The 14,053-nt window shown below is 72.3% G+C and carries 11 protein-coding genes; 4 read left to right on the forward strand and 7 right to left on the reverse strand.

Annotation, left to right across the window (positions count from 1 at the left end; all coding sequences use genetic code 11):
• Window positions 1-33: 33 nt before the first annotated feature.
• Window positions 34-981 carry a LysR family transcriptional regulator gene (locus tag AL2_RS39730; protein WP_083946221.1) on the forward strand — a complete coding sequence of 316 codons (948 nt, stop codon included), beginning with the start codon at window positions 34-36 and terminating at the stop codon, window positions 979-981.
• Window positions 894-1,310, forward strand: a complete 417-nt coding sequence (locus AL2_RS09040) for an SRPBCC family protein (protein ID WP_067631846.1) — start codon at window positions 894-896, stop codon at window positions 1,308-1,310. The genes AL2_RS39730 and AL2_RS09040 overlap by 88 nt, the downstream gene beginning before the upstream one ends.
• 123 nt (window positions 1,311-1,433) lie before the next feature.
• Here the strand turns inward: AL2_RS09040 and holA are convergent, their stop codons facing one another.
• The 4 genes from holA to AL2_RS09060 all read right to left on the reverse strand — a co-directional run bounded on the left by holA (window position 1,434) and on the right by AL2_RS09060 (window position 7,308).
• Window positions 1,434-2,387 (reverse strand): DNA polymerase III subunit delta, encoded by a 954-nt coding sequence (gene holA / locus AL2_RS09045; RefSeq protein WP_067631848.1) that lies wholly within the window; start codon window positions 2,385-2,387, stop codon window positions 1,434-1,436.
• A 59-nt stretch (window positions 2,388-2,446) separates the two neighbouring features.
• Window positions 2,447-4,792 carry a ComEC/Rec2 family competence protein gene (locus AL2_RS09050; protein ID WP_067631850.1) on the reverse strand — a complete coding sequence of 782 codons (2,346 nt, stop codon included), beginning with the start codon at window positions 4,790-4,792 and terminating at the stop codon, window positions 2,447-2,449.
• A 397-nt stretch (window positions 4,793-5,189) separates the two neighbouring features.
• Window positions 5,190-5,906 carry a ComEA family DNA-binding protein gene (locus AL2_RS09055; RefSeq protein WP_157438064.1) on the reverse strand — a complete coding sequence of 239 codons (717 nt, stop codon included), beginning with the start codon at window positions 5,904-5,906 and terminating at the stop codon, window positions 5,190-5,192.
• A 67-nt stretch (window positions 5,907-5,973) separates the two neighbouring features.
• Complete coding sequence (locus tag AL2_RS09060; RefSeq protein ID WP_083946226.1) at window positions 5,974-7,308, reverse strand: MFS transporter; 1,335 nt, start codon at window positions 7,306-7,308, stop codon at window positions 5,974-5,976.
• A 67-nt stretch (window positions 7,309-7,375) separates the two neighbouring features.
• On the opposite strand from AL2_RS09060, the gene AL2_RS09065 reads away from it, so the two are divergent.
• The gene (locus tag AL2_RS09065; RefSeq protein ID WP_210748043.1) at window positions 7,376-8,125 is read left to right on the forward strand and encodes a helix-turn-helix domain-containing protein; all 750 of its coding nucleotides are present in this window, start codon (window positions 7,376-7,378) and stop codon (window positions 8,123-8,125) included.
• A gap of 3 nt (window positions 8,126-8,128) precedes the next feature.
• On the opposite strand, the gene AL2_RS09070 is transcribed toward AL2_RS09065, so the two are convergent.
• The 3 genes from AL2_RS09070 to hflX all read right to left on the reverse strand — a co-directional run bounded on the left by AL2_RS09070 (window position 8,129) and on the right by hflX (window position 12,180).
• Window positions 8,129-8,974 carry a DegV family protein gene (locus tag AL2_RS09070; protein ID WP_067631852.1) on the reverse strand — a complete coding sequence of 282 codons (846 nt, stop codon included), beginning with the start codon at window positions 8,972-8,974 and terminating at the stop codon, window positions 8,129-8,131.
• Window positions 8,975-9,005: 31 nt separating this feature from the next.
• The gene (gene hutI, locus AL2_RS09075) at window positions 9,006-10,220 is read right to left on the reverse strand and encodes an imidazolonepropionase (RefSeq protein WP_067631854.1); all 1,215 of its coding nucleotides are present in this window, start codon (window positions 10,218-10,220) and stop codon (window positions 9,006-9,008) included.
• Window positions 10,221-10,719: 499 nt separating this feature from the next.
• Window positions 10,720-12,180, reverse strand: coding sequence for a GTPase HflX (gene hflX, locus AL2_RS09080; RefSeq protein WP_067631856.1), 1,461 nt, complete (start codon window positions 12,178-12,180; stop codon window positions 10,720-10,722).
• Window positions 12,181-12,401: 221 nt separating this feature from the next.
• Here hflX and aceB point away from each other — a divergent pair, with 221 nt between their 5' ends.
• Complete coding sequence (aceB, locus tag AL2_RS09085; RefSeq protein ID WP_067631858.1) at window positions 12,402-14,009, forward strand: malate synthase A; 1,608 nt, start codon at window positions 12,402-12,404, stop codon at window positions 14,007-14,009.
• Window positions 14,010-14,053: the final 44 nt, after the last annotated feature.

Raw genomic sequence — 14,053 nt, forward strand, 5'->3', positions numbered from 1 at the left:
TATTATTGAGTGCCATTGCTATAGTTTGCGACTATGGAACTGAGCAGCCTGTCCACGGACGCGCTCGCCTCGTTCGCCGTCTTCGCCGACCACCTCAACTTCACCCGCGCCGCCGGCGAACTCCACATCTCCCAGCCGGCCCTCCACGTCAAGGTGCGCAAACTCTCCGAGACCCTCGGCCGCCCCCTGTACACCCGGCACGGACGCCGCCTCGTCCTGACCCCCGCCGGCGAGCAGGTCGCCCGTTTCGCCCGTGACCTCGACGCCCGCATGTCCGCGTTCCTCGCCGGCGTCCACGGCACCGCCGGATCCCGCGTCCCGGCCCTCGCCGCCGGCGAGGGCGCCTACCTGTACCTGCTCGGCGACGCCGTCCACCCCGGCGTCCGCCTGATCAACGGCGACCGCGCCCGCACCCTCGCCGCCGTCCGCACCGGCCGCGCCGACGTGGGCGTCGCCGTCCTGGACGTCCTGCCGGACGACGTGGAGGCGGAACTCCTGAGGTCCTACCCGCAGATGCTCGTCATGCCGGACGACCACCCCCTCACCGCGAAGCCGCACCTCGCCCTCGCCGACCTCACGGGCGCCGCCCTCGTCGTCCCGCCTCCGCCCGGCCCGCACCGCGCCGCGCTCGAACGCGCGCTGCGCGCCGCCGGTATCCCGTGGTCGCTCGCCGTCGAGGCCGAGGGCTGGCCGCTCATGCTGCACTTCGTGTCCCTGCGCATCGGCCTGGCCGTCGTGAACGGCTGCGTGCCCCCTCCGCCCGGCCTGACCGGACGCGAGATCATCGACCTGCCCGCCGTCCCCTACTACGCTCTGCACCTGCCGGGACGCACCGACGACCCCCTGGTCGCCGGCCTGCTGACCGCCGTCCGCGCCGCCGTAAGGAGCACGCCGTGCATTTCGAGACCTCCGTCGACATCGACGCCGCCCCCGAAACCGTCTGGAACCTCCTCAAGGACGTCGAACACTGGCCCGAGATGACGGACTCGATCGACCGCGTCGAGGTGCTCGACACGCCCTTCGCGCTCTCCGGGCGGGCCCGCGTCCACCAGCCGAAGATGCCCGCCGCCACCTGGACGGTCACCGCCTTCAAGGAGAACGAGACCTTCACCTGGGAATCCCGCTCCCCCGGCGTGACCACCACAGCGGCGCACCACATCGTCCCGAACCCGGATGGCACGGTCACGGTCCGCCTGGTCCTGGACCAAAAGGGCCCTCTGGCTCCCCTGATCGCCCTGCTGACAGGCCGTCTGACCCGCCGCTACGTGACAATGGAAGCCAATGGCCTGAAGACGAAGGCCGAGCAATAACATCTCTCCCCGAAACACCCGCAGACCACCCGACGAGAAAAGCGTCCTGGAAACAGATCAATGGGCGGCCGCTGGTTGGCCGCTGGCAGCCGCTGGGTGATGCGCGTCGGCACGGGCGGGCGGTCAGCCGCGGGCGGCGACGATCCGGGCGACGGTCTTCTCCAGGGCGTACGCCGGGTCGGCGGCGCCGCCCTTGACCGCCTCGTCGGCGTCGGCGACCGCCGTCAGTGCCCGCGCGACCCCGTCCCCGGACCAGCCGCGCAGCTGCCTCTGCACCCGCTCGATCTTCCACGGCGGCATGCCCAGCTCCTTGGCCAGCGCCGCGCCCCGCGCGCCTCTCGGGGCCCCGCCGACCTTCGCCAGCCCCCGCACCCCCTGGGCGAGCGCGCTGACGATCAGCACCGGCGCCACTCCCGTGGCGAGCGCCCACCGGAGCTGCTCCAGAGCCTCGGCGAGCTGCCCCTCGATGGCCTTGTCCGCCACCGTGAACCCGCTGACCTCCGCGCGCCCCCGGTAGTAGCGGGCGACGGCGGCATCGTCGATCTTCCCGCCGGTATCGGCTACCAGCTGGCTGCACGCCGCCGCCAGCTCCCGCAGGTCGTTTCCCACCGCGTCGAGCAGCCCGCGCGCGCCGTCCGCCGAGATCTTCCCGCCCGCGCGGCGGATCTCGGCCCGCACGAAGTCGACCCGCTCCCCCATCTTGGTGACCTTGGGACACGAGATCTTGCGCGCCTTGAGCTTGGTGAGCCCGTCCACCAGCGCCTTGCCCTTGGCCCCACCCGGGTGGACGGCCACGAGCACCACTTCATCGGCCGGGTTCTTGGCGTACCTGAGCACCTCGGCCGTCAGGTCCTTCCCCAGGTCCTGCGCCGACCGGATCACCAGCACCTTCCCGCCGCCGAACAGCGACGGCGACGTCAGCTCCGAAATCCGCCCGGGTTCCAGCCCGCCGGGCGCCAGGTCGATGACCTCGGCCTCCGGATCCCCGGTCCGCACCGACGCGACGATCTCCCCGATCGCCCGCTCCGCGAGCAACTCCTCGTCCCCGACCACCAGCACAATGGGCTCAACCGACACCCCAGCAGCATGCCACGCTCAGGACGGCTCCGTGCCGCCGAGGAGCACGGTGACCCGGGTCAGTGGCGGGGGACGGTGGTTATGGACGTCGCTGTGCGGACTATGGCTATGTCTCCTTCCCTGTCGGTGCGGTGGATCTGGGTGTGGAGCTGGTGGAGGAGGGTGAGGGTCGCCGGGGACGGGTGGCCGTAGTCGTTGTGCTCGCCTACCGAGATCAGGGAGATGGACGCGTGGGCGGCGGCCAGGAAGCTGGGGTCCTGGCTGCGGGAGCCGTGGTGCGGGATCTTCAGAACCTGGACGTGGGGGACGGCCGCTGCCAGGGCGCGTTGGGCGTCCGTTTCGATGTCGCCCGCGAGGAGTGCGCTGAAGCCCGGTTTGCGGGCGACGAGGACGATGCTCGCGTTGTTGACCGTGGTGCCGTCGTCCTCTGGTGAGAGGGGGTGGGCGCCGAGCGGGGCCAGGATTGAGAGGGTCAGCTCGCCTATGCGCCATTGCTGGCCCGGTTCGGCGTGGCGGGTTCGGAGGCCGGAGGTGTAGCGCGCCTCGCGGCCTGAGGTGAGGGGTGTCGTCAGCACTTCGTGGACCGTGCGGTGGTGGCGGACGCCGGACGTGCCGTTGATGTGGTCGGCGTGCGGGTGGGTGAGGACCAGGAGCGGGACGTCGGATACGCGGAGGCGCCGGAGGCAGCCGTCGACGGGGGCGGGGTCCGGGCCCGTGTCCACGACGACGGCCTGGCCGGGGCCGGCGGCCAGGACCAGAGCGTCGCCCTGGCCCACGTCGCAGGCGACCATCTGCCAGCCGGGCGGCGGCCAGCCGGGGGCCATCGCGCGCAGGGCGATGACGCCGGCCAGGACGCCGGCCATGGCCGCGGCGGCGATCAGGCGCAGGCGGCCGCTGCGCAGGATCAGGAACGCCACGGCGGCGGCTGCCAGGAGGGTCGCGGCGCCGAGCGCGCCGCCGGTCCAGGGGAGGGTCGCGTAGGGCAGCGCCGCGGCGGTGCGGGCGACCCAGATGATCCAGCCGACGGCCAGGCCGGCGGGCCACACGATCAGGCGGGCGAGGGGCAGGGAGACGAGGGCGGTCACGGCGCCGAGTGCGCCGAGGAGGGTCGCGGGGGCGACGGCGGGGGCCGCCAGCAGATTCGCGAAGACGGACACGACGCCCACCTCGCCGGAGAGCATCACCAGGACCGGCGCCACGGCGACCTCGGCGGCGGCCGTGACGGCGAGGGCGTCGGCGATGGGGCCGGGGAGCCGGCGCGCGAGGCGTTCCCGCCACGGCGGGGCCAGGACCAGCAGCCCGGCCGTCGCGAGGACGGAGAGCGCGAACCCGTACGAGCGGGCGAGCTCGGGGTCGATCAGGACGAGGAGGAGGACGGCCGCGGCCAGCGCGGGAAGCCCCTGGCGTTCCCTGCCGGTGAGCAGCGCCAGCAGGCCGATCATGCCCATCACCGCCGCCCGCAGGACGCTCGGTTCCGGCCGCGCGACGACGACGAAGGCCAGCACCGCGAGGACGGCCACGGGCGGGGCGCGCCGGCGGCCGAGACCCGCGAGACGGCACAGCCCGAGGACCGCCCCGATGACGATCGCCAGGTTCGCGCCGGAGACGACGAGGAGATGGGTGAGCCCGGCGGTGCGGAAGTCCTCGGCCAGCGCGGGATCGAGACGGGAGGTGTCGCCGACGACCATGCCGGGCAGCACGCCGCGCCGGTCGGGCGGCTGCCGGTCCACCGCCGCCCGGAGCCCCGCCCGCACGTGCTCGGCGGCCCGCTGCGGCGTGGACGGCGGGCCGAGGACGGCGGGCGGCCCCTGGACGATCACGACCGCGGACAGCAGACCGGCCCCCTTGGGCGGCACGAACCGTCCGCGCAACCGCACCCGCTGGCTGGGAATGAGGCGCAGCCACCGGGGATCGCCCGCGATGAGCAGCACCGGGACGCGGACCTTCACCCGCCGCACCGCCTCCGCCCGCGCCCGGATGATGATCATCGGCCGGGGATGGCCGGTCTTCGCCTGCGGATCCCCGGTCACCACCGCCTCGGCCGTCGCGAACCGTCTGCCACGTGCCAGGTCGTGCACCGGCCCGGCGGCCACGGCGGTCGTCCGGAGCGCCACCCCGCACGCCGACGCCGCCGCGCACGCCAACGCGACCCCGATGAGAGCCCGCCGCCCGTTCGCCGCGCCGCCGCTACGACGCCGCCCATCGAGGCTCCCGCCGGTATCCGCCCTTCTCGCCGAGTCCTCCGACCTCCTCAGCCGGCGCGGGAGGCGGGTTAGCAGGCCGAGGGCCGTCAACGCTGCGGTGACGGCGAGGGCATAGGTGATTTCCGCGGGGAGGCTCAGGGCCGCGGCGGCGGTCAGCCAGGTGGCCAGGGCGGGGGCCAGCAAGCGGATGTCGTGGGTCATCTGGATCGCTCCGCGGGCACCCCTGTCTTCAGGTGGGGGTGCACATTGACGCCTGCGGAGCGGGGAAGGGAACGGTGGTCCGTTGCCAAGGCAGATCGCCGCCCATCGCCGTCCAACCGGAACGCCTGCGGCGTCACATCGGTGCCGCTACGGCACGAGGCACGGCGCGGCAGGTGAAGCGCGCTGCGAGTTCGCCGATGAGGCTGTCGACAGGTGGAAGGATCCGGCATGACCGGGAGGCCAACGCCGCTCACAGCGGGCCGGCCGCCGGGCCGGCGGTGTCGGCCTGTGGAGCCGGTGTCAGAGCTCAACGGGAGTCCTCTCGGACGGGGCAGCCGGTACCGAAGCAGGAGACCGGTGACGGTTGGGGACCCCCGCTATTGGGCGTGGGAGGAAGTCAAACGCGGACCATGGGTTTCAGGTCGGCGAAGCGGCGGGCGCCTATGCCGCTGACCTCCTGAAGTTGCTCGACCGAGCGGAAGCCGCCGTGCTGGGTTCGATAGGCGACGATGCGCTGGGCGAGGACGGGGCCCACGCCGGGGAGGTCGTCCAGTTGGTCGGGGGTGGCGGTGTTGAGGTCGAGCGGGGTTCCCGGCGCCCCCGATGCGCCGGAGGACGCGGCGGGGGCCGGCGGCGGGGCCGGGCGGGAGATGCCGACCGGGATCTGTTCGCCGTCGACGAGCTTGCGGGCGAGGTTGAGCGTGCCGGTCTTGGCGCCCCGGCGCACACCTCCGGCGGCCTTGATGGCCTCGCCGACCCGGGAGCCGGACGGCAGCGTGACCACCCCGGGGCGCTTCACCTTGCCGAGGACGTGGACGACCACCGAGCCCGCCGCCGCAGGGGTCGCCGAGACGGCGGGCCGCGGGTCGGTGAGCGTGGCGCTCGCCATCGGGGTCGCGGACGCCTCGGGGCGCGGCCGGGCGAGCCACAGGTAGCCCGCTGCCACCACGGCCGCGACCACGCCGATGAGGACGAGCGTCCGGACGTGGGACCGGTCGGGCGTCGCGCGTAAGCGGGCCGCCGGTGGCGCGTCCGATGGCGCGTTCGATGGCGCGTCCGATGGCTTCAGCCTCCCCATGAGCGTGTGCAGGCGCTCCTGCGTGTCGGGTCTCATGCCGTCCGACGTTAAGGAGGCGCGAAGGGTGATCGCGGCGCGTTACGGAATTGTGGATAACTCCGGGTCAGCGGCGCTGAGCGGCGACGCCGGCGGCGGCCGCGGCGGCTGCGGCGGCCACGACGAGCAAGGCCGCGATCAGCGGCGTGACGCGCGACAGCGACGTCGGGTCGGAGAGGTACACGCCGCCGAAAACGGCGATCGCGAGGACGTTCGCCAGCAGCGTGCCGGTGTTCGCCAGCGCGGAGACGGCCGATGCCCGTGCGGGCCCCACGGAGCCCGCGATGCGGTCGACCAGTGGGCTGAAGCCCGCGGCATGACCCGCGCCGGCGATGTACAGGAGCGGGATGGAGAGCAGTACCGGCCAGCCGGAATCGGTCAGGAGGGTCAGGGCCGAGGCTGCCGCGGCGAAGGAGAGCAGGCCCGTGGGCGGAAGGTTTGTCCGGATGCGCGGAGGCAGGCGCGCCCAGCCGAGGCCCACCGTGGCGAAGCCCGCCGTGTACGGGATGAACGTGAGCCCGGCCTGCAATGGCGAGAAGCCGCAGATGTCCTGCAGGTACAGCGCGAGCGTGAACAGGAATCCCGCGTACGCGCCCATCACCGAGCAGGCGGCGAACAGGCCGGGACGGACGGCCGGCCTCCGGAGCACAGATAGATCCAGCAGTGGGGAGGCGGCCTTGAGTTCGTAGATGTAGAAGGCCACCAGCAGGGCGCAGCCCGCAGCCAGGGACGGCCATGTCCAGAGCGGCCAGTGCTGTTCCCGGCCGAGCACCAGCGGCACAACGAACGCGCCCATTCCGCACGAGAGCAGCACCACACCCACCAGGTCGAGACGCGTTGCTTTCGTGGGTTCCGGCGGCATCACCCGTGGCCCTATGACGAGGAGCAGTGCGCCAATGGGAACGTTGACCAGGAAGATCGGCCGCCAGCTCCCGCCAAGGGTCACGATGACGCCTCCCATGACCTGTCCCAGGGCGACCCCCAGGGCCAGGACCATCGAGTAGAGGCCGAGCGCACGTGCTCGGGCGGTGCCGTCGAAGGCGAGCTGTATCAGGGAGAGCACCTGCGGCAGCAGCATCGCCGCCGACGCGCCCTGGCACACCCTCGCGACGACGAGGACGGTACCGGTCGGCGCCAATCCGCAGGCCAAGGACGCGGCGGTGAAGCCGAACAGCCCGAAGAAGAACATCGTGCGGTATCCGCACTTGTCCCCTAGACGCGCTCCGGTGACGACCAGTACGGCCAACGCGAAGCTGTACCCGCCCGTGACGAGCTGCAGCAGCGCCCCCGACGAATGCAGCCCCGCCGCGATGCTGGGCATCGCGACCGACACGATGGAGCCGTCCATCGAGACCATCGTCTGTCCGGTGAGCAGGACCACCAGCAGCCATCGCCTGAGCATTCGGCGAGTGTGCGCCCCAAGCCGGTGACAGTGCTTGAAGATGTTTGACCTACGTACGATGGGGAGCATGCGCGAGTCGACGACCGTGGCCGTGACGGAGGATTTCGCCGTCCACTCGGTGCGTTGCACGGACCATCGGCCCGGCTGGTCGGAGGCGGAGCCGTTCACCGGTCACGAGGTCGTTCTGGTGAGGGCGGGACGGTTCCGCATGCGATCACGCCACGGACGCGCCGCGATCGACCCCACGACGGGATACGCGCACACTCCGCATGAGGAGGGCCAGTTCGCCCACCCGGACGGCGGTGACATGTGCACCGCCATCACCCTCTCCCCCGATTTGTGGCGCGGGACGTCCGGGATGGTCAGGGTCGGCGCGCGCGCGGACGTCGCCCATCGCCTCCTGCTGCGGGCCGGCCCGGACGCCGCTTACGAGGCCGCCGAACGGCTGCTGGGGCTTCTCGTCCACCTGGCCTTGGACGACGCGGCGGGAACCCGCCGCGCACTGGCGGACGAGGCCCGCGAGGCCATCGTCAGCGACCATCCCCACGCTGCCGGGCTCGTCCCGCTGGCCCGGTTCCTGGAGGTCTCCCCGTCCCACCTGAGCCGGACGTTCCGCCGCGAGACCGGCATGTCGGTCACCCGGTTCCGGAACCGGGTCCGGGTCGGCCGCGCCCTCGACCGCATCGAACGGGGCGAAGACGATCTGGCGGGCCTCGCCGCCGACCTCGGTTTCGCCGACCACGCCCACCTCACCCGAACGGTCAAGGCGGAGACCGGCCATCCCCCGGCCGCGCTCCGCCGTCTCCTCACGGCCTGAACGTCAGAGCTGGGGAGCGACGACGACGCCGAGCATGCCGGGGCCGACGTGGACGCCGATGACCGGGCCCACCTCGCCGACGTAGACGTCCTCCAGCCGCGGGATGCGTTCGCGGAGGCGGGCGGCGAGGGTTTCCGCGCGGGCCGCGGCGAAGAGGTGCTGGACTCCTAGGTCGACCCTGCGGTCGCCGGCCTCCGCGACGGCGAGTTCTTCGAGCCGGGCGAGCGCGCGCGAGGACGTGCGCACTTTCTCCAGCGGCGCTATCCGTCCGTCCGCGATGTCGAGCAGAGGCTTCACCATGAGCGCCGACCCGAGGAGCGTGGCGGCGGCGCCGATGCGGCCGCCGCGCCGCAGGTGCTCAAGGGTGTCGACGTAGATGAGGGACCGGGTGAGTCCGGCCCGGCGAGCGGCGGCGGACGCGGCCGCTTCCGCCGTGCCGCCCGACATGGCGGTGGCCGCCGCGGAGAGGGCGGCGAAGCCGAGCCCCATCCCGATGGTGCCGCTGTCGACGACCGTCACGGGCACGGGCGCGTCGCGCGCGGCGAGGCGGGCGGCCTCCACCGTCCCGGACAGGGCCGCCGACAGGTGCACGGAGACGATGTGCTCGGCGCCGGATGAGGCGGCGGCCTTGTAGACGTCGGCGAAGCGTTCCGGTGCGGGACGCGACGTGGTGATGGGGCGCCATTCCTTCAGCGCCTGCGCGGCCTCGGCGGTGCTGATGTCGCCTTCGTCGCGGGCGGTGCCGCCCACGGCGATCTGCAGCGGGACGACGGTCAGCCCGTGCCGTTCGGAGAGCCCGGCCGGGAGGTAGGCGGTGGAATCCGTGACGACCGCGACCGCACTGACCATGGTGGCGAGACTACCCCGCCGGGACGGGACGTCAGGGCTGGACGGGCACGCCGCCGCGCCAGATGCGCAGCGCCCGCAGCCCGAACGCCCACGCGAACGCGCCCTCGTGGTCGGCGTCCCACAGGACGATGTCGGCGAGCATCCCGGGGGCGAGCGAGCCGCGGTCGCCGACGCGCAGGGCGGCGGCGCCGCCGAGCGTGGCGGCGCGCAGGGCCTCGGTCACGCTCAGCCCGAACATGGCGACGGACAGCCCGATGACGAGCGGCATCGACGTGATACCGCACTGCCCGGGGTTGTGGTCGGTGCCGAGGGCGACGGTGACGCCGCGGTCGAGCATCTGCCGGACGGGCGCCGGCGCGCGGCTGCTGTTGAGGGAGCTGCCGGGGCAGACGGTGGCGGTGACGCCGGCGTGCGCGAGGGCCTTGATGTCGTCGTCGTTGGCCTGGGTGAGCAGGTCGGCGGACGCGCAGCCGACCTCGGCGGCGACCTGCGCGGCGCCGATGCGCTCGTTGGCGCAGGCGTGCATGCGGGCCTTCAGCCCGGCGCGCTTGCCGGTGAGCAGCAGGGCGCGGGCCTCCTCGGCGGTGAAGTGGCCCTCGTCGCAGTAGACGTCGATGGAGTCGGCGCCGGCCACGGCGGCGTCGCCGGCCCACAGCCGGACGGCCTCGATGTAGTCGCGGCGGCGGCCGAAGAACTCGGGCGGCAGGATGTGCGCGGCGAGGAACGTCGCGTGGATGCGCGGCATGGACGGCTCGCCCTCCAGCGACCGCAGCATCCGGATGTCGGCGAGTTCGCCGTCGCGGGTGAGGTGGTAGCCGGTCTTGGCCTCGACGGTGGTGGTGCCGGCGAGGATCCACTGGCGGAGCCGTTCGCGAACGCCGTTGCACAGCGTCCAGGGGTCGGTCCCCCGGGTGACGGTGACGGTGGAGTTGACGCCGCCGCCCGCCGCGGTGATCGCGGAGTGGGACGACCCGCTGGTGCGCATGGCGAGCTCGGCCCATCGGTTGCCCGCGTAGACGGGGTGGGAGTGCGCGTCGATGAGCCCCGGCGTGACGAGGCCGCCGCCGAGGTTCTCGACGTGGTCGACGTCGACGATGTCGTCGATGATGCCGGGGACGCTCTGCGGGAGGTCGGATGCGGGCCCGGCCCAGACGATCCGGTCGTCGTGGATGAGCACCGCGGCGTTGCTGCAGACGTCGGTGCCCGTCCAGAGCCTGCCGATGTTCGTCAACAGCCGTACCGTCATAGGGTCACCGACCTGGGTGGAGCCGTGCGCGCCTCGGCGCGGGATGGCGCTGGAGGGGGCCGCCCGCCCTCGTTCCAGTGTTCGGACCTGCCATGGCCACCTGCTCTCGATCCGAAACACCGGCTGGATGCCGGCGACTCACCATTGGAGGGTCGGGTGGCCGGACGACCACCGCTGGCAACGAGACCGGAGATATCGGTTTCGTCACGGTAGTGCACCGGACGCCCGTCCGACAACCTCTGGTAGCAGCGCATCGACAGCCATCACCCCGCCCCTAGCTCTATGACCGTACGGATTTCAACCGGCCCGTCAAGCGGATTGGACAAGCTGTCACCGTTCGGCGACCAGGATGGCCCTTCAGCCGGTTCCGACCGGTCCGAAGCGACCGTAAGAGTGACCCGGAACCGCCGGCCTCCGGGAAACACAGAGGCCGGCGTTTTTCGGGTCGGGGCGTGCGCATCAGGACACGCGGGTCAGGCGCACGGGTCAGGACGTCGGGTCAGGACGTCGGCGAGACGGTCTCGTACTGGGCGAGTTCACCCGCGAGCACGGCGGGCACCCTGGCGTGCAGGACGGTGCCCTCCGCGACGTGCTCCTGCTTGAGCACCTCACCGCGCTCGTGCACCCGCGCGACGAGGTCGCCGCGCTCGTAGGGCACGAGGGCGTGGAGTTCGCTCTCCAGTCCCGGCAGGTCCGCCTCGATGGACTCGCGCAGCTCCTCGATGCCGAACCCGGTGCGGGCGGACACCACGACGCTGTGCGGCTCGCGGCGCTGCAGCCGCGCGATCGCGAGGTCGTCGGCCGCGTCCGCCTTGTTGATGACGATGATCTCGGGGATCCCGGCGGCGTCGATCTCGCGCAGCACCTCGCGCACGGCGTCGATCTGCGCCTCGGGGTCGGGGTCGGAGCCGTCCACGACGTGCAGGATCAGCCCGGCGTCGGTGACCTCCTCCAGCGTCGACCGGAACGCCTCGATGAGCTGGTGCGGCAGGTGCCGGACGAACCCGACGGTGTCGGCCAGCGTGTAGGCGCGCCCGCCGGGCGTCTCGGCGCGCCGGACGGTCGGGTCCAGGGTGGCGAACAGCGCGTTCTCCACCAGCACCCCGGCGCCGGTGAGCCGGTTGAGCAGGGACGACTTGCCCGCGTTGGTGTAGCCGGCGATGGCGACGGCGGGCACTTGGTGGCGGCGGCGCTCGCCGCGCTTGGTGTCGCGCGCCTTGGCCATCTCGGCGATCTGCCGGCGCAGCTTGGCCATCCGGGTGCGGATCCGCCGCCGGTCCAGCTCGATCTTGGTCTCGCCGGGGCCGCGGCCGCCGATGCCGACGCCGCCCGCGGCGCGTCCGCCGACCTGCCGGGACAGGTTGCCGCCCCAGCCGCGCAGGCGCGGCAGCAGGTAGTTGAGCTGCGCGAGCTCGACCTGCGCCTTGCCCTCGCGGCTCTTGGCGTGCTGGGCGAAGATGTCGAGGATGAGCGCGGTCCGGTCGATGACCTTGACCTGGACGGTCTCCTCCAGGTGCCGCAGCTGGCTCGGGGCCAGCTCGCCGTCGCAGATGACGGTGTCGGCGCCGGTGGCGATCACGACGTCGCGCAGCTCCGCGGCCTTGCCGGAGCCGATGTAGGTGGCGGAGTCGGGGCGGGACCGGCGCTGGACGAGCCCTTCGAGCACCTCGGAGCCCGCGGTCTCGGCGAGGAGCGCCAGCTCGCGCAGGGAGTTCTCGGCCTCGGCGGCCGTCCCCTCCGTCCAGACGCCCACGAGGACGACCCGCTCCAGCCGCAGGGCGCGGTATTCGACCTCGGTGACATCGGTCAGCTCGGTGGACAGGCCCGCGACGCGGCGCAGTGCGCGGCGGTCCTCCAGGTCGAGTTCACCCGTCATGGGCTCGTACTCGAGCTCGTCCCGCTCGTCCCGCTCGAACTGGTCCTGGGCCTGGGTCTGGTCTGCAGAGAAAGGTTGAGTCATATGTCCTCAGTAGAACGCCGCTTCGCGGCCGTATCTTCCCGGCGATCGTCTCACGCGCCTTCCCCGGGGTCACCCGGTTATCGCCATGGTTTCCGCACTGGGTTGACGTAAGCGCGCGCGGGGAGATCCATCGGGACACCCGCTTTGACCGGCCCTCGCACCGCCGAGTACCGTTCTCCACGTAACAGAAGTCGAATTTCACCATACGAAAGGGCGAGCAGATGGCTGGACTGGAAGGCATCGAGGTCACCGGACCCCTCGGCGATCGGTACGAGGAGATCCTGACCCCCGAGGCGCTCGGCCTGCTCGCCGCCCTCCAGCGCGAGCTGGGCGCCCGCCGCAAGGAGCTCCTGGAGGCCCGCGCCGAGCGGCAGCGCAAGCTGTCCGCGGGCGGGACGCTGGACTTCCTGCCCGAGACCGCGGACGTCCGCAACGACGACTCCTGGCGCGTCGCCGAGCCCGCGCCCGGCCTGGTCGACCGGCGCGTCGAGATCACCGGCCCGACCGACCGGAAGATGACGATCAACGCGCTGAACTCCGGCGCGAAGGTGTGGCTGGCCGACTTCGAGGACGCCAACACCCCGCTGTGGACCAACATGGTCGAGGGCCAGCTCAACCTGCGGGACGCCCTCGACCGCACCATCGACTTCACCGACGGGAAGAGCGGCAAGTCCTACGCGCTCAAGGCCGACGAGGAGCTCGCCACCATCGTCGTCCGGCCGCGCGGCTGGCACATGGAGGAGAAGCACCTCCTCGTCGACGGCGAGCCCATGTCCGGGTCGCTGTTCGACTTCGGCCTCTACCTCTTCCACTCGGCCCGCCGGCAGCTGGACAAGGGCAAGGGCCCCTACTACTACCTGCCGAAGATGGAGAGCCACCTCGAGGCGCGGCTCTGGAACGACGCGTTCAACCTCGCCCAGGACCACCTGGAGATCCCGCGCGGCACGATCCGCGCGACCGTCCTGATCGAGACGATCCCGGCCGCGTTCGAGATGGAGGAGATCCTCTACGAGCTGCGCGACCACTCCGCGGGCCTGAACGCCGGCCGCTGGGACTACCTCTTCTCCGTCATCAAGAAGTTCCGCGACCGGGGCGCCGAGTTCGTCCTCCCCGAGCGCAACGCCATCACGATGACCGCGCCGTTCATGCGCGCCTACACCGAGCTGCTCGTCCGGACGTGCCACAAGCGCGGCGCGCACGCGATCGGCGGCATGGCGGCGTTCATCCCGTCCCGCCGGGACGAGGAGGTCAACAAGGTCGCGCTGGAGAAGGTCCGCGCCGACAAGACCCGCGAGTCCGGCGACGGCTTCGACGGCTCCTGGGTCGCCCACCCCGACCTCGTCCCCGTCTGCCGCGAGGTGTTCGACGGCGTCCTCGGCGACAAGCCGAACCAGCGCGACCGGCTCCGCGAGGACGTCAAGGTCTCCGCCGCCGACCTGCTGAACGTCAAGGACACCCCCGGCGAGATCACCGAGGCGGGCGTGCGGGGCAACGTCGACGTGGCGCTGCGCTACCTCGCCACCTGGCTGGACGGCGCCGGCGCGGTCGCGATCCACAACCTGATGGAGGACGCGGCCACCGCCGAGATCTCCCGCTCCCAGGTGTGGCAGTGGATCTACAACGGCGTCTCCACCGCCGAGGGCAAGAAGATCACCAAGGAGTGGGTGGAGCAGCTCCTGGACGAGGAGCTCGGCAAGATCCGCGCCGAGCTCGGCGATGCCTACAACGAGCCCCGCTACAACCAGGCCGTGACCCTCTTCAAGGAGGTCACCCTTGCCGACGAGTACTCCGAGTTCCTGACCACCCCGGCCTACCAGCAGTTCCCGTAAGGACGCGCCACGGTACGAGGAGCCGGGCGGCCGCCGGCCGCCCG

This window comes from Actinomadura latina NBRC 106108, assembly GCF_001552195.1.
In the GTDB taxonomy this organism is placed as follows: domain Bacteria; phylum Actinomycetota; class Actinomycetes; order Streptosporangiales; family Streptosporangiaceae; genus Spirillospora; species Spirillospora latina.